The 15674-nt window shown below is 68.6% G+C and carries 17 protein-coding genes; 5 read left to right on the top strand and 12 right to left on the bottom strand.

Going from position 1 to position 15674, the window contains the following annotated elements:
- Positions 1-135: 135 nt before the first annotated feature.
- Positions 136-1248 (bottom strand): ABC transporter substrate-binding protein, encoded by a 1113-nt coding sequence (locus tag ACFXJ8_RS43070; RefSeq protein WP_379651231.1) that lies wholly within the window; start codon positions 1246-1248, stop codon positions 136-138.
- A gap of 514 nt (positions 1249-1762) precedes the next feature.
- Complete coding sequence (locus ACFXJ8_RS43065) at positions 1763-2710, bottom strand: helix-turn-helix domain-containing protein (RefSeq protein ID WP_379651229.1); 948 nt, start codon at positions 2708-2710, stop codon at positions 1763-1765.
- Between the two features lie 97 nt (positions 2711-2807).
- On the opposite strand from ACFXJ8_RS43065, the gene ACFXJ8_RS43060 reads away from it, so the two are divergent.
- Positions 2808-3839, top strand: coding sequence for a saccharopine dehydrogenase NADP-binding domain-containing protein (locus ACFXJ8_RS43060; protein ID WP_379651227.1), 1032 nt, complete (start codon positions 2808-2810; stop codon positions 3837-3839).
- A 261-nt stretch (positions 3840-4100) separates the two neighbouring features.
- On the opposite strand, the gene ACFXJ8_RS43055 is transcribed toward ACFXJ8_RS43060, so the two are convergent.
- Positions 4101-5135, bottom strand: a complete 1035-nt coding sequence (locus ACFXJ8_RS43055; RefSeq protein WP_379651225.1) for a PucR family transcriptional regulator — start codon at positions 5133-5135, stop codon at positions 4101-4103.
- Positions 5136-5252: 117 nt separating this feature from the next.
- On the opposite strand from ACFXJ8_RS43055, the gene ACFXJ8_RS43050 reads away from it, so the two are divergent.
- From ACFXJ8_RS43050 to ACFXJ8_RS43040, 3 genes are all read left to right on the top strand, one after another.
- Positions 5253-6149 (top strand): alpha/beta hydrolase, encoded by an 897-nt coding sequence (locus tag ACFXJ8_RS43050; protein WP_379651223.1) that lies wholly within the window; start codon positions 5253-5255, stop codon positions 6147-6149.
- A 23-nt stretch (positions 6150-6172) separates the two neighbouring features.
- Positions 6173-6421, top strand: coding sequence for a hypothetical protein (locus tag ACFXJ8_RS43045; RefSeq protein WP_379651221.1), 249 nt, complete (start codon positions 6173-6175; stop codon positions 6419-6421).
- Between the two features lie 67 nt (positions 6422-6488).
- Positions 6489-7448 carry a sterol desaturase family protein gene (locus tag ACFXJ8_RS43040; protein WP_379651220.1) on the top strand — a complete coding sequence of 320 codons (960 nt, stop codon included), beginning with the start codon at positions 6489-6491 and terminating at the stop codon, positions 7446-7448.
- Positions 7449-7480: 32 nt separating this feature from the next.
- On the opposite strand, the gene ACFXJ8_RS43035 is transcribed toward ACFXJ8_RS43040, so the two are convergent.
- From ACFXJ8_RS43035 to ACFXJ8_RS43010, 6 genes are all read right to left on the bottom strand, one after another.
- Positions 7481-8116: a LysE family translocator gene (locus tag ACFXJ8_RS43035; RefSeq protein WP_379651218.1), complete on the bottom strand. Its 636-nt coding sequence runs from the start codon at positions 8114-8116 to the stop codon at positions 7481-7483.
- Positions 8113-9267: a tyrosine-type recombinase/integrase gene (locus tag ACFXJ8_RS43030; protein WP_379651217.1), complete on the bottom strand. Its 1155-nt coding sequence runs from the start codon at positions 9265-9267 to the stop codon at positions 8113-8115. The genes ACFXJ8_RS43035 and ACFXJ8_RS43030 overlap by 4 nt, the downstream gene beginning before the upstream one ends.
- A 93-nt stretch (positions 9268-9360) precedes the next feature.
- A complete protein-coding gene (locus tag ACFXJ8_RS43025; protein WP_379651215.1) occupies positions 9361-10890 on the bottom strand; it encodes a helix-turn-helix domain-containing protein in 1530 nt (509 codons plus the stop codon).
- Positions 10891-10920: 30 nt separating this feature from the next.
- Complete coding sequence (locus ACFXJ8_RS43020; protein WP_379651213.1) at positions 10921-12594, bottom strand: enoyl-CoA hydratase-related protein; 1674 nt, start codon at positions 12592-12594, stop codon at positions 10921-10923.
- Between the two features lie 315 nt (positions 12595-12909).
- Entirely contained in the window at positions 12910-13155 is a 246-nt protein-coding gene (locus ACFXJ8_RS43015) for a hypothetical protein (protein WP_379651211.1), read from the bottom strand.
- A gap of 18 nt (positions 13156-13173) precedes the next feature.
- A complete protein-coding gene (locus ACFXJ8_RS43010) occupies positions 13174-13632 on the bottom strand; it encodes a ribosomal protein L7/L12 (protein WP_379651209.1) in 459 nt (152 codons plus the stop codon).
- A gap of 151 nt (positions 13633-13783) precedes the next feature.
- Here ACFXJ8_RS43010 and ACFXJ8_RS43005 point away from each other — a divergent pair, with 151 nt between their 5' ends.
- Complete coding sequence (locus ACFXJ8_RS43005) at positions 13784-14002, top strand: hypothetical protein (protein WP_379651207.1); 219 nt, start codon at positions 13784-13786, stop codon at positions 14000-14002.
- An 84-nt stretch (positions 14003-14086) separates the two neighbouring features.
- Here ACFXJ8_RS43005 and ACFXJ8_RS43000 read toward each other — a convergent pair whose 3' ends face one another.
- From ACFXJ8_RS43000 to ACFXJ8_RS42990, 3 genes are read right to left on the bottom strand one after another with little or no spacing between them, the layout of a single operon-like run.
- Positions 14087-14389, bottom strand: coding sequence for a YbaB/EbfC family nucleoid-associated protein (locus ACFXJ8_RS43000; protein ID WP_379651205.1), 303 nt, complete (start codon positions 14387-14389; stop codon positions 14087-14089).
- A gap of 3 nt (positions 14390-14392) precedes the next feature.
- Positions 14393-14782, bottom strand: coding sequence for a YbaB/EbfC family nucleoid-associated protein (locus tag ACFXJ8_RS42995; RefSeq protein WP_379651203.1), 390 nt, complete (start codon positions 14780-14782; stop codon positions 14393-14395).
- Entirely contained in the window at positions 14779-15426 is a 648-nt protein-coding gene (locus ACFXJ8_RS42990; RefSeq protein WP_379651201.1) for a hypothetical protein, read from the bottom strand. The genes ACFXJ8_RS42995 and ACFXJ8_RS42990 overlap by 4 nt, the downstream gene beginning before the upstream one ends.
- Positions 15427-15674: the final 248 nt, after the last annotated feature.

Raw genomic sequence — 15674 nt, 5'->3', positions numbered from 1 at the left:
ACCTCCCCAACCGTTGTTTTTTTGTGGTTTTAAATCTGCTTAAGCGGCGGGGGCGCCGCGAACCCGACCCCCACCCCCCCCCCCCCCCACACGGCCAGGGGGACGGCGGTCCAAGATCTTCTTGACGGCGCTCTCTCAGCTGGCGTGGAGGATCCGAAAGCGATCGGGTGCCGCCGGATCTCGATCAACGACTTGGATTGGCGTCCAAGCCCATTGCCAAACGCTGATGCCTGGCGTGCGGGAGAACTGGATCTGCCCGCGGGTGCCTTCGACTGCAACGCGCGGCCAGGATTCGGCCGTGCGCGCCCGGTCCACGCCGTGAGAACGCAGCACATCGGCGAGGACGGCGACCGTGTCGTAGCCCTCGAAGGCGACGAAGGAGGGCGCTGCGCCCAGCCGCTCACGGAGGGCCGTCTCGACTCGTGCACCGAGTGGGCTGAGGCGCTCGGGCAGGTAGCGCAAGAACGGGATCGCGGCGCCGTCGTCGCCCAGCAACGTCGCCCATTCGGCGAACTCCGGTTGCCCTGCCGGAGCACCGATCATGATCTCGGCGAGGCGCTGGTCGCTGCGGACAGACTTGACGATCGGCACTGCCGGCTCCGGGTGGCCGACCAGAAGAAGGAGGGCTGTCGCGCGATTGTCGACGAGTTCGTCGCACACGGCCGTGGGGGCGAGCGTGCTCATGTCGAGTTCGATGACGGTGCCGCCGCGTGACGCGAGGTAGTCCCGCAGAATGCGGGCCCCAGATGCCCAGTAGACACTCGGCTGGGCCGCTACGGCGATTCGACTATGGCCCGCGCTCAGGAGGAAATCCGCGTAGACCTGCCAGCCGCGGGACTGCGCCGGGGCGAGGCGCGCGACCCATTCCGTCGGCTGTTCGGTGAGCGCGTCGAGAACCGCCGACGAGCAGAGGAACGGCAGGCCGAGGGCGTCGGCCCTGGCAGCAGCGGCGCGAGCGACGACGCTGTGATACTCCCCAGCCAACGCAGCCACGCCCAGGCGAGCCAATTCATCTACGGCCGCCGCGGCCCTCTGTGGATCAGCCGCGGTGTCTCGGACCACCAACTCGAGTGGTCTTCCGGCGATCCCGCCGGCGTCATTGACCTCGCGAACGCCCAGCTCGAGTCCAGCCAGCAAGTGTTGGCCCGCCTCGACCCAGCCAGGCCGAGTCAGCGGAACGAGAGCGCCGATCTGGACGGATGATCCGTCAGCCCGCTCCGCTCCAGGGGGCGATGGTGGGGTATTCATATGCGTTGGCGTCTCCTGAGTGACGATTCGGTTGCCCGGATCGCAGAGTGAACGTCAGTGGCGCCGAGAGTAGCCGAGCCGAGAATGGCCGGCTTCGCCGCCCCGTCCCGTGGCCGTCAGCCCGCCCTCGCGCCGCCGATCGAGCCTGAGGGGCTTCGGGCAGCTCTGCCGAAAAAGGTCCTCCAGGAGTGGCTCACCACGCGGCCCACGGCGAGAAACCGCACGCGGCGCCGACTCTGCGCATCGGTGAGATCGCGGCCCGGATGCGGGTCGAGGGCCCGCATGTCACCAGGCACGTAGGCGGATTGGAGCGGCGCGGGCCGGTGGAGTCGAATTCGGGGAGGTCGAGGTCGAAGTCGGCGGGCCCGAGTCGACATGGCTGTGGCGGGCGTCGGGGTCGTGGCTGTAGAAGATGAGGCCCTTCCAGTTCCGGATCCGCGGCGTGCGCCAGGGTGATGGCACTTCAACAGCACCGTTCGGCTCCCGCCCACGCCTGTGCGCCACGCCCGACCGGTCAGGCGGGCTCCCCATTGCGAAACGAGCGCCGGTAGCTGTCAGGCGGGACCCCGACGATCCGTTTGAACTGGCGCCGCAGCGTCGTGGCCGTACCCATGCCGGTAGCCAGGGCAACCGCCTCGATGCCCTTGTCGGTGGTCTCCAGCAGTTCCTGGGCGCGCCGTACACGCTGGATCAGCAGCCACTGCAGCGGCGTCTGCCCGAGCACCGACCGGAACTGCCGCCCGAGATTGCGCGGGCTCATGTTCGCCTTGCGCGCCATATCGGTCACGGTCAGCGGCTGGTCCAGCCGTTGCTGGACCCAGGCGAGCAGGTGGGCCAGCAGGTGATCGCCCCCGACCTGCATCGGCGTAGCCACGAACTGGGCCTGACCGCCGGGCCGATGCGGCGGCATGACCAGGCGGCGGGCGACGGAGTTGGCGATGACGGCGCCGTGGTCGAGATGGACCAGGTGGAGGCACAGATCCACGGCGGCGGCCTTGCCCGCGGCCGTGAGCACGCTGCCGTTGTCGGTGTACAGCACGTCCGGATCGATCACGGCCCGCGGATGGCGCGCACCCAACTCCGCGGCATGAGCCCAGTGGGTGGTGGCCCGCCGACCGTCCAGCAGGCCCGCGGCGCCGAGCACGAACGCCCCGGTGCACAGGGAGGCGACCCGGGCACCCGACTCGTGGGCCGTACGCACGGCTTCGATCACCTCCGCCGGTGGCGGATCGTCGATGTCGGCGCACGCGGGCACGATCACGGTGTCGGCGCCGGCCAACCGCTCCAGCCCGTGGTCGGGCTCGACCATGAACGGTCCGACCCGCACCGGCGCGGGCCCGCACAGCAGCACGTCGTACCAGCCCTGCGTGGCTTCTTGCGGGGGATTGCCGAAGATCTCGTAGGCCACCCCCAGCTCGAAGTGCAGCAGGCGACCGGCGGCCAGCAACGCGACAGTGGGCATGTCCGAAAGTGTACGCATGATGTCGTTCCGGACCATCACGGTCGAGTATCGCCTGCCGCGAGACTGGACCCCATCAGAACACTGAGATGGGGAAACGATGAACACGAGTGCTGCAGTGGTGGTTTACGGGGCGACAGGACACACCGGTCGCTTCGTCGTCGCCGAACTACGAAGGCGAGGCATCGCCACCGTCATCTCCGGCCGTGACGCGGCTCAGCTGGAAGCGCTGGCCGCCCAGTGGCCGGATGTGGCCGTACGGCCGGCCACCGTGGACGACGCGAGCTCACTGGACCGGGCCCTGTCCGGTGCGGCGGCCGTCGTCAACTGCGCCGGACCGTTCGCGGTGACCGCGGGACCGGTCGTCGAGGCAGCCTTGCGCGCGGGGATCCCGTACGTCGACGTCGCGGCAGAGATCGAGGCGAACGCCGCGATGTTCGCCGACTATGAGCAGGCAGCCCGAAAGGCCGGCACACCCGTCGTGCCGGCGATGGCCTTCTACGGTGGGCTGGGCGACCTGCTGGTGACCGCGGCGATGGGGGAGTGGACCGCCGCCGACGTGGTCCACGTCGCGTACGGATTGAGCAGCTGGCACCCCACGCCGGGCACCCGCGCGGCCGGTCAGGTGTCCCATGAGCGTCGCGGGGGCCGTCGGGTGCGGTTCACGGACGGCGCGCTGCAGTACCACGACGACACCGCAGCACAGCAGGACTGGCTCTTCCCGGAGCCGCTGGGCCGACGAACGGTGATCGCGGAGTTCTCCATGGCCGATGTCGTCACCGTCCCCAGCCACGTGGCCGTGCCCGAAGTCCGCACCTACATGACCGTCGAAGCGGCCACAGACCTGGCCACGGAGGACACGCCGGCGCCGGCGCCGGTCGACGATCTGGGACGGTCGGACCAGACGTTCGTCGTCGACGTCGTGGTCCGCGCAGGCGACCTCGAGCGCCGCGCCACCGCCCGTGGCCAGGACATCTACGCGATCACCGCGCCACTGGCGGTGGAGGCCGTCCAGCGCATCCTGGCCGGGCGCACGCGGACCACGGGCCTGGCCTCGGCCGGCGCGATGTTCGACGCGGCGGACTTCCTCCGGGCACTGAGCCCGCACCTGTCGGTCGAGCTCCCGCACTGACCGCACTGACCGGCCACGCACCTGGTGTCCTGGGTCCTGGCCGGACGTCCCAGGCGCGGTCGACGCCCAGGACGGCCACGGTCTCGAAGGTGACGCCGGCCCGCGGACGCAGGCCGATCAGGCCCGCCACAATCTCGAACTCGCCGAACGCGCTTTCCCGCAGCACCTCCTCGGCCAGTGCGCGGCGCAGACCTGGCGTGCGGGCCGCGGCTCGTACCGCGCCGGGATTGGCGTCGGTGATGGCCCACCTGACGTTCTGCCTCAGTCGTTGAGCAGCCGCCATGCGGTCAGGGCGAGCCTGGCCCGCGTCAGCCCGGCGGGCTCGGTGAGGTCGATGCCCATGGACTTGCCGAGCTGTTCGAGCCGGCGAGAGACGCTGCTGTGGTGCAGATGAAGAACGTCGGCGGCCCGGCGCAGCGAGCCGGTGGCGCAATAGGCCGCCAGCGTCTCCAGATCCTCCGGGTCGCCGGCCATGCGGGCGATCGCGGCCACGTCGGCGTTGCCGCGCACGGCGTCCGGGGGTATCTCGGCCAGCAGCGCCATCGCGCCCAGGCCCGCGTAGTCGACGACCGGCTCGCGCGGGGTGGCGAAGCGCAGGGCGGTACGGGCTTGCTGCCAGGATCGGGCCGGGCTGTCGGCGGCGCCGATGCCCGCCCGCACGCCCGCCGGGAACCGGGCCGGGTTGACCGCGGTGGCCAGGATGACGCCCACGTCGGCCAGCGGCGCCGCCTTCACCGGGCGGGCCGGGCAGACCAGGCCACCGACGTGGTCGAGCGGAAGCGGTGAGCGCACGGCCACGACCCGGACCGGCAGGTCGACGGCGAACCCCAGCAGCCGCAGCGCCCGGGCCCTGGCCGCCTCGTCACTGTCGGCGCTGATCACCAGTTCGACGAGGGCGGGGTCAGCCATGGTGGTGCGGGCCGGGCCGTAACGCTCGACGACGGCCGCGACGGCGATGGCGAGCCGGTCCAGCAACAACTCGTCTAGCGGGCCTGGCATGCCGAGACGTTCCAGCCAGACCGTGCCGATCTCCTCCTCGTCGAGCGCGATCGGCGCCGTGGTGGACGCGGACGGCAGCACGCCGGACGCTTCCTTGCCGTCGGGGGAGAAGCGGATCACCCGTCCCGTGCCGTGGAGCCGGATTCCCGCCACGCACTCGGCCAGGCCCGCCGAGGCCCGGGCCAGCGCGGGCAGATCCACCCGCCGGCGCATCAGCGTGTCGTAGAACATGACGACCCGGATCGCGCCTTCGGCTTGCGAGTCCAGCTGCGACAGCCGTACGGCCAGGGCCTCCATGGCAGGAGGATAAGGCCTGCCGGGCATGAGGGCAGGCGCCGATCGGTGCGCCATCACGGCGGAAAACCCGACAGATGGCGGATGATCTCAGCGGCGGCGGCCGAGAGGATGGCCGTCATGGATCCCGAACTTGACGCATTCATCCCCCTGATCCCGCGGCCGAACTACGACGACCCGGTCGCCGAGCGCACGAACACCGCCAAGCTGGTCGCCTCGTTGCCGGCGCCGGACACCTCGGCCATGGAGGTGATCGACCGCACGGTACCCGCGAACCCGGACGTGCCGGTGCGGATCTACCGGCCGCATACGGCACAAGGCGCCATCGTGTGGCTGCACGGCGGCGGCGGCGTTGTGGGCGACCTCGACACCGAGCATCCCGCCGCGGCCCGGCTCGCCGACGCGTCCGGAGCCCTGGTCGTCTCGGTCGGCTTCCGCCTCGCTCCCGAGCATCCGTTCCCGGCCGCCCACGACGACGCCTACGCCGTACTGCTCTGGCTCGCCGACAATGCCGCCGACCTCGGCACCGACCCGGAACGGATCGCCGTCGGCGGCATGAGCGCGGGCGGCGGCCTCGCGGCCGCCCTGGCGTTGCGGGCCCGCGACGAGCAGGGACCGGCGATCCGGTACCAGCTCCTCAACCAGCCCATGCTCGACGACCGGCAGGAGACGTGGTCGGCGCGCAACTTCACCGACACCCCCCGCCTGGATGCCGACAACCTGGCGACCATCTGGCGGGCCTATCTCGGCTCCGCCCCCGCCACGCCGTACGCAGCCCCGGCCCGGGCCACGGACCTGTCCGGACTGCCGCCCGCCTACATCGCCACGGCCGAGTTCGACCCGCTGCGCGACGAAGGCATCGGCTACGCGCTGCGCCTGCTGCACGCCGGTGTCTCGGTCGAACTGCACCAATGGCCGGGCACCTTCCACGGGTCGCAGGCGATCCTGTCCGCCGAGGTGTCGCAGCGGCAGATCGCCGAACTGGCCGCGGTTTTGCGCCGCGCCCTGGCCGAGTGAGGTCGGCGCGTCCGACCCGCCAGATGAAAGATCACCGCAAGGACTGCCCAGCCTGCTGGACAAGCGGATGGAAGGTCACGGGGCACGATGAGAACGCAACAGCCGCAACGGCGGCAGGCCGTCGCGACGCCGCGCTGACCGAGGCCGCGCACGCGGCGGGGTTCGCCGACAGCGCACACCTGACCCGTACCTGCCGCGCCATGTTCGGCATCACCCCCACCGACGCACTGGCCGCCACCGGCTGGAACACCGCAGGCCGCGCCGGCCGATAGGCAAGCCGGAAAGTCCCAGCGGATCCGTTCAAGTCCACTGCCCGTCCGCACCACCAAGGTAAGGGCCATGTCCATACAATTCCCCGCTCGCTCCCGTGTCCGTAGCGCCGCCCAGACAACCGTCCGCTACGGCTACGCCCCGCTGATGCTGCTCGGCATCAACGGCACCGCCATCGCCCTGGCCGCCGCAGGCGCCTCCAAGCTCTGGCTGCTCGGCCTGCTGACGGCAGCGATCGCCCTGTCGTTCGCCGCCGAACGCGTCCTGCCGTACGAGAGCACCTGGAACGCCTCCCAGGGCGACGCCGGCCGCGACGCCGCGCACAGCATGGTCAACGAAAGCCTCATCCTGATCAGCGTCGCCGTCATCCCGCTACTGGCCGCCGCCACCTCGACGGCGCTCCCGGCCGCCGCCATCTGGCCCACCTCCTGGCCCTTCCTCGCTCAGGTACTGCTGGCCGTACTGATCGCCGATCTCGGCATCACCCTGGTCCACTACGCCAGCCACAGGATCGGCGCACTGTGGCGCTTCCACGCCGTCCACCACTCCGTCAAGCGCTTCTACGGCCTCAACGGGCTGATGAAACACCCGCTGCACCAGACCCTGGAGATGAGCGCCGGCGTCGCGCCGCTGCTGCTGATCGGCCTGCCCGTGCAGGTCGCCTCGGTGCTGGCCCTGGCCGTCGCGATCCAGTTGCTGCTGCAGCACTCCAACGCCGACTACCGCGTCGGCGCCCTCAAATACGTGCTCGCCCTGAACGAGGGCCACCGCTTCCACCACCTGAAGTGGGCCGGCATCGGCGACGTCAACTTCGGCCTGTTCACCCTGATCTGGGACCACCTGCTGGGCACCTTCTCCTACGACCCCGCCCGGCGCTTCACCTCCGAGCAGCTCGGCATGGCCGCCAAACCGGACTATCCCACCGCCTACCTGGCCCAACTCGCCGAACCCTTCCGCGCCTCCGGCGCCTGCCACGCCGAGCCCTCCGACCCTGAGCCCGTCGCCCAGGAGCAGCAGCCGGTGCGATGATCCGGCCCAGCGCCGCAGGGTGAGAACCCCGCCTACTGCGGCGACAACGCCAGCCGCACCCCGAAACCCACCAGCACCGTGCCCGTCACCCCGTCGATGACCCGCCGCGCCCACGGCCGCTCAAGCCACGAACGCGCCACCCCCGCACCCGCGATCAGCAGCGCGAACCACACCATCCCCTCGAGATTGTGCACCAACGCCAACAGCAACCCGCCCACCAGCGGCGGCGTCTCCTGCGGCAGAAACTGCGGCAACAACGCCACGTAGAAGACCCCGATCTTCGGGTTGAGCAGGTTCGTCAACGCACCTCGGGCCCACGCCGCCACCACACCGCCACTCTCGACGCCCACACCCGGCAGCGCCGCCTGCGCGCCAAGCCCCTCCCGACGCGCCTTGACGATCAACGACACCCCGAACCACACCATGTACGCGGCCCCCGCGTACCGCAACACGGTGAAAGCCACCTGCGAAGCCGTCAACAACGCCGACAACCCGGCCGCCGCCGCCACACCCCACACCAGCACACCCGTGTTGATGCCCAGCGCCGTCGCGAACGCCTGCCGCCTGCCCTGCGTCAACGCCGAACGCAGCACCAACGCCGTGTCCAACCCAGGAACGATCGTCAAAAACGCCGCGACAACCGCGAACGACAACAAAGCCGAAGTCATGCCCCCATCATGCCGTCCGTCACCCAGCCCGGCCACGCACCCCCGAGTAGGCGTATCCCTCGACAGACCCCAGCCACGCACCCAGGAAGGCGGCCGGCCACCGCCTGCCGTACCCCACCATCACCCCGCCGCTCCGGCGGCGGCTTCAACAACGGATGCGCCCGCATCGCCACCTCCAACTCACCCGGCAGCTCATCCCGATAGCGACCCAACGTCGACAGATCACTGTGCCCCAGCACCCTGCGCACCGCATCCATGTCGACCGCGTCAGCCAGCAGATGCGTCGCCGTCGTGTGCCGCAACCCATGCGGCGTCACCGAACGCCGCTGCGCCGGATCCACCTCCCGCTGCACCCGGTCGATCACCGCCTGCACATCCCCACGCGCCAGCCGACGCCCCCGCCACGACAACAGCAACGCCTTGTCAGCCGTCTCCGGACGACCCCCATCCAGATACGCCTCCAACGCCTGCGCCACCACATCAGGCAGCGGCACATCGCGCGTCCTGCCGCCCTTGCCGAAAATCCGCCAATACCGCACACCGTCGTTGGTGAAGAAATCCTCCACATTGGCCCGCACCAACTCCGACACCCGCGGCCCCATCGTCGCCAGCAACAGCACGATCAACGCATCCCGCGACTCCGTACGCTGATCACGACGCTGCCTGCGCCGCCCCTCGACCTCAGGCTCAGGACGCAACGCCCGCGCCGCCCCGATCAACCCCTGCGCCTGCTCACGCGTCAACGCCCGCCGCTCCGGCCGCAACCCACCCCGCTGCCTGGCCGTCACCGTCGCCATCGCCATCGGATTGATCTGCACCCACCCCGCCAGCGCCGCATGCTTGAACAACGCCGAGATCGACCGCCGGAAACGCGCCTGCGACGAGGCGCTCTGCAACCCCCCGCCCGCACCCGAACGCCGCCCGTCAGGCTTGCGCGCGAACGCCAGCAAGATCGCATCCACGTCCTCGCCCGTCAGATCATCCAGCACCGTGCCCTCACCGGCCAGCGCCACCAACGTCGCCGCGTCACGCGCATACACCTCCGCCGTCGACGCTGACAACGCCCCCGTCAACGTCTTGGCACGCACCAACTCCACATAGCGATCAGCCGCCTGAGCCACCGTCAACCTGTTGAGCTCCGCAGGCCGCATGCCCCTCCCCACCTAGAAGATCCGCGGCCACGACCGTACCGAGCGGCACCGACAAAAACCCGCCGGTGCCGCCGACCTCGTCGAGCAAACCCTCTAGATGTCGCGGAAGATCTCGATCCGCGCGCCCAGCGCCGTCAACCGCTCCGCCAGGTCCTCATACCCCCGGTTGATGACATAGACGTTACGCAGCACCGACGTGCCCTCCGCCGCCATCATCGCCAGCAGCACCACCACCGCAGGCCGCAACGCCGGAGGACACATCATCTCCGCCGAGCGCCACCGCGTCGGCCCCTCCACCAGCACCCGATGCGGATCCAGCAACTTCACCGACGCCCCCAGCCGCGTCAGCTCCGTCAAATAGATCGCCCGGTTGTCGTAGACCCAGTCATGAATCAGCGTCGAACCCTGCGCGCTCGCCGCGATCGCCGCGAAGAACGGCACATTGTCGATGTTCAACCCCGGAAACGGCATCGGATGGATCTTGTCAGTGGGGGAGACCAACCTCGACGGCCGCACCGTCAGATCCACCAACCGCGTACGGCCATTGGCCGCCCGATACTCCGCACTCCGATCGTGATCGAGCCCCATCTCCTCCAGCACCGCCAGCTCGATCTCCAGGAACTCGATCGGCACCCGGCAGATCGTCAGCTCCGACGACGTCACCACCGCCGCCGCCAGCAGACTCATCGCCTCCACCGGATCCTCGGAGGGGGAGTAGTCGACATCCGCCTCGATCCGCGGCACCCCGTGCACCGTCAACGTCGTCGTCCCGATGCCCTCCACCTTCACACCCAGCTCCTCCAGGAAGAAGCACAGGTCCTGCACCATGTAGTTGGAGGAGGCGTTACGGATCACCGACACCCCGTCATGACGCGCCGCCGCCAGCAACGCGTTCTCCGTCACCGTGTCGCCCCGCTCGGTCAACACGATCGGCCGGGTGGGGGAGACCGACGCATCCACCTTCGCGTGATACATCCCACCCGTCGCCGTCACCTCCAGCCCGAAATGCCGAAGCGCGCTCATGTGCGGCTGCACCGTCCGCGTCCCCAGATCACACCCACCCGCATACGGGATCTCGAACTGGTCCGTCCGATGCATCAACGGCCCCAGGAACATGATCACACTCCTGGTACGGCGAGCCGCCTCGGTGTCCATCGACGCCAGATCCAGCTGCGCGGGCGGCACGATCTCCAGATCCCCGCCGCCGTTGATCCACCGCGCCCGCACCCCGATCGAGGCCAGCACCTCCAGAATCCGGTAGACCTCCTCGATCCGCGCCACCTTCCGCAGGATCGTCCGCCCCGAATTCAGCAACGACGCGCACAGCAACGCCACACACGCGTTCTTGCTCGTCTTGACCTCGATGCTGCCCGACAGCCGCCGGCCACCCACCACCCGCAGATGCATCGGACCGGCGTAACCCAGCGAAACGATCTCACTGTCGAGGGCCTCACCGATCCGGGCGATCATCTCAAGACTGATGTTCTGATTGCCCTTTTCGATGCGGTTGACGGCGCTCTGGCTCGTCGCCAGCGCCTCCGCGAGCTGCAACTGCGTCCAACCCCGGTGCTGCCGCGCGTCCCTGATCAGCTTACCGATCCGCACAAGATAGTCATCTGCCACAACAAGCAACATATCTCACATATGAGATCCCTACCGACCAGACACCCCGCGATGCGACGCCACATTCTCCGGCGTCACCACCGCCCTCGCCTTACCCACGAAATCCCGCCGCGCCACCGAGAACCCCCGCCGATCATCGAACATGTCCCGGCTCATCTCCGCCAACTCCTCAATCCGATAAGCCTCCAACGGCTTACGCCGCTCATCGACCTCCCGCCGCTCCCGCTTGACCCGCAGCAACTCCGCATAGTCATCACGACCCGCCAACCGCTCGGCGAACTCCAGAACCTCCTGCTCGAACTCCTCCCGAGACCCCTTCACCACCCGATCGGCCAACCCCATCGACACCGCCTGCGCCGCCCCGACCGGCAACGCCTCACCCGTCAACGACAACGCCCGCTCCGCACCCACCCGCGCCGGCAGCACATACGTCCAGTACTCCGAACCGAACAACCCCATCGTCCGATAATGCGGATTCAGCACCCGCCCCTCACGCACCAGCACCCGGTCCGCGCCCAGCGCCATCATCACCCCACCGGCACCGGCGTTACCCGCCATCGACGTCACCACCAGCTGCCCCGTACACGAGATGATCTCCCGGCACACCCCGTTGATCGCATTGATGTTCATCCACGCCTCCATCTCCGGATGACGCGCCGACTCGATCACATTCAGATGGATCCCATTGGAGAACACCTCACCACCACGCACCACCAACACCCGCGTGTCCTGCGCCACCGCATACTGCAACGCCTCCACCAACCGCCGGCACTGATTGGTCGCCATCGCCCCGTTGTAGAAGTCGAAACTCACCACCCCGACCCGACCCGCCCGCTGATACGTGATCTCCGAAAACCCCGGCTGCGACGCCGGAGCCCGCCCCAACCGCCGCCGCAGCACCGACACCGCAGGCAGCTTCACCCCGCCGCGATCCTCACGCCGCAACTGGCCCACCCACACCGTCCCGTCCCCGGTATGCACCAGCACGGCCCCACCACGACGCGCCGCCACCGCACCGGGCTGACCCATCAACTCCGGCCCCACCCGCGCGTCGAACACCCGCACATCCATCCCGCACAACACCGCCGCCGCCCCCGGCGACCCGTCAGCGGCCCGGATCCGCCGCACCACCCGATCCGACGACTCCGCCCACGAGAACTCCCGATCCACCCGCCGCATCGCAGGCCGCAACCGACCCCACACCTCAGGCCGCCCGTAGTCCAACGGCGCCGGCACGAAAGACGGATCCTCCGCCTTCCGAACCACCTCCAACACCAACTCCGTCGCCGCGTCGGCCACCGGGCCGTTGTACAGACTGCTCTTACGCGCCGGATCCTCCGGCAGCGCGAACTCCCGCCACCCCCAGATCGGCCCCGCGTCCATCTCCTCGACCGCCTGCAACGCCGTCACACCCCAGCGCCGCTCGCCGTCCAGGATCGCCCAGTCCAGCGAGGACGGGCCCCTGTCGCCACGCGGGCCAGGGTGGATGACGATGACCCTGTGCTCCCGCCAGAGCCGCTCGGGCACCCTGTCCTTCAGGAAGGGGCAGATGATCAGGTCGGGCTTGGCCAGCGACACCGCCTCGATCATGATCTCCTCGGAGATCGCGAGCTCGACCGTCACATCGTGGCCCGCCTCGCGCAGCTCGATCCACGCGCGCTGGGTCAGGCCGTTGAACGCCGAGACAAGAAGCAGAATCCGCACTTTGGAGCATCCTTCAGGCTGAACGGAGACTAAAGAAGTGATGCTGACATGCCTGAGCAAACCCAAGTGACAGAAACGCGCAAATTCCCGATTTTCCCGACATTTAAAACGGACAGAAGGGCAGAAAAGGGATGTTTGGGTGCAGTTGTTGGGTCGGTTGATGGGGGAGCGGGACAGCCGCCCGCCGGGGCGGTCTGGCGCGCTCCAGCGATCTTCAACCAGGGGAGAGGGGCGCGTGGCGCGCACGGTACGGCGCGGCGAGAGCGCGTTTCCTATACCAAACAGAATTCACCTTCTGTCCGGTTTAGCGTCGATTCATAGCTTTCGCACGAATCGGGCGGCGGCGCGATGACTCATGCCCGTCTCACCGCGCACCAGGAAGACCGCCTCCTGGACCTGGCCGGTCGCCTTCAGCTCGCGAGCCTGGTCGGCGACGTCCAGTGTGGGGATGAGGCGGTTACGCGGCCGTCGCGTCAGCCGTACCGCCAAAAAGATCAGGAACAGGATCACGGCGGTCACGAGCACGGTCAGCAGGACGAGGGAACCCATACTCGTCGGCATGACCCGATCGTAACCGGATCACAGGGCCCGGACGAAGATCTCCGCCTCGTTCCAGCCCATACCCGTCTCACCGACCACCAGATGCACGGCCTGTTCGTCGCGTCCGGCGCCCTTGAGCTCGCGCACCCGGCTCGCCAGGTCCGGAGCGGCGGGCGGGCGGCCGGGCTGGAGCGCCGGGTGCGCGAGCCCGGGGTGGATACGGCCGGCGGCGAGCGCCTCGACGGCGTCCTTGGCCTGCTTGAGGCCAAGTCCGGTGTGTTCGCGCAGGAGTTTGATGGCGTGGATCTTGCGTCCTCGGGCGATGAGGTCGCGCAGCACGCCGTCGAGGTCGTCGGGTGCTCGCGTGTGTGTCGGCGTGATCGAGGTGCCGTGGCGGGTTTTGCGGGTGGCGAGGGTGACGGTGAGGATGATGAAGGCCGCGACGGCGATCAGGACGACGGCGATGATGACGAGTTCGGGTAGTCCGAGGTTCGGCATGCCATGATCGTAACGGTCGCTGATTGCTTGATAATGAACATTATGTCAAGTAGTGGTTCTGACGGGCGTGTTGACGAATCGTGGAATGGCCGACCCGCGATGCTGGAGTCGCATAGTGTGGGTAACCCGTACATCGGATAAGGGAGCACACGTGGGGAACGACTCGGTCTTGTGCCAGGTGTGCCAGGGGGTTCTGCCCGCTACAGGCCGTGAGGCGTACACGACGACTCGGGGGCGGCTGATCGTCACCAACGGCTACTGCGAGGGTGGGTGCGCCGAGCGGCAGCCGCAGCAGCAGCCGGTCGAGGTGGTACGGCAGGCGCCGGTGGCGGTGCCGCGTTCACCTGGTGTGCGGGTGCTTTCTTCCTAGAGGTTTTCGTCTGGCCTGCGGGCGTGGGTACGCCCCCCGCAGGCCTTTTAGCGTCCGGGGGTTGTCCCCCCTCTCCCCCGCTGGTCAGGGGGTGAGGCGCAGGCCGTTCATCAGTTCGTCTTTGGCTTGTTCGGCGGCCTGTTCCGCGGTGACGATGGCGGCGAGGATGGCGTCGGCCAGTTGCACGGTGTCCAGTCGCCTTCTGGTGACGGGGCTGATGTCGAGGGTGAGCAGGCTGCCGAGGGCGTCGGTGGTGGCGATGATGCGGCCGTCGTCGGCGGTGCCGGTGAAGTGGCGGGTGGTCCATTCCTCTACCAGCGTCTCGGCGCGCTCCCCCGCTGTGATGAGTTCGTCGAGTCTGGCTTGGGCGTCGGCCATCTCTTCCATGGGTCATCCTTCCCGCAGGACGTTGTTGATGTAGTGAGCCAGCGGGTCGTCGGTGGTGTGGCCGGTGGTGTGAGGGCCGGCGAGGTCGTCGACGAGGTCGTTGAGGTGGTCGCCGATGGCGAGTTTGGCGGCGAGGATGGCCTGCTGGACGGCTTGGGCCAGGGCGAGGTGGTCGAGGTCGCGGTGTTTGCGGGGGTCGAGGGTGAGGGCGAGCAGGCGGCCGGTTCCGGAGACTTGGGCGTGGACGGTGCCGGTGGGGTCGCTGCCTTCGAGGGTGTTTTCGGCCAGGCCGGTGAGGGCTTGGTTGAGGGTGCGGTTCCAGCCGTCGAGTTCGCGGATGAGGCCGTCGAGGTCGCCGATGCGGCCCTGGTCGAAGGCTTCGGCGTGTTTCACGCGCTCTCCTTGGTGGCGGGGATCCAGTTCTTGGAGACGCGGGTGGGGTCTTCGATGGTGGGTGTGAGGTTGAGGGCGCGGGGGCCCATGGCGGGGTTGCCGGACTGGTAGAAGGCGCCTTTGAGCTCGTTGAGTTTGAGTTCGAGTTTGTTGAGGTCGCTGTCGTAGGAGTAGTAGACGTCGGCGAACTGTTTGACGATGTTGCCGAGGGCGCCGGTGAAGGCGGCGACCGTTGTCATAAGGGCGACCCTGCCGACGGGGTTGAGGCTCATGGCGGCTACGGCTCGCAGGACGGGGGCGGAGGCGGCGTAGAGGCCGAAGACCGACAGGTCGTATTCGGTGACTTCTTTGAGTTGGCCTTGCATGGTGCTGCTCATCTCGCCGGAGATCTTGCCGAGTTGGCTGTAGAGGCCGTTGATGTTGAAGCGGATGTACTGCTGGAGCGTTTCGACGGCGTTGCCGTTCCAGTGGGGTGCGATGTCGTCGAAGTAGGAGCGCCAGAGGTCTGATCTGTTGCCTTCGAGGAGGCCGGCGATGTCTTTCCACTGTTCGCGGCGGTCGTAGAAGAGGAAGGGGTTGCCGAGGTTGAGGGTGGCGGCGACGTCGAGGGCGAGGACGGCTACGCCGAGGCCGGACATGGCCATGGCGGCTCTGTTGTTTTGGCGGAGGGGGTTGAGTCCGGCGATGAGGCGGCGGAAGAAGCCGGGGTCGGTGCGGAACCTGTCAATTTGATCAAGGCAGTTGAGCTGGGCTAATTCTGTGTTGACTTCTCTGTGGTGTCCTCTTCGGTCGTGGGCTTGTTGATCCAGGCGGGGCCGGGCAGAGCGGGCGGGGTGGGGATGCCGCCGCTGGCGAAGCGTTCGGGGTGCGTGGCTTGAGCGACGGCCAGAAC

It is taken from the genome of Nonomuraea sp. NPDC059194, from assembly GCF_042754765.1.
In the GTDB taxonomy this organism is placed as follows: Bacteria; Actinomycetota; Actinomycetes; order Streptosporangiales; family Streptosporangiaceae; genus Nonomuraea.
The sequence above is the reverse complement of the archived record's forward strand: the minus strand, read 5'-3'. Positions and strand labels throughout refer to the sequence as shown.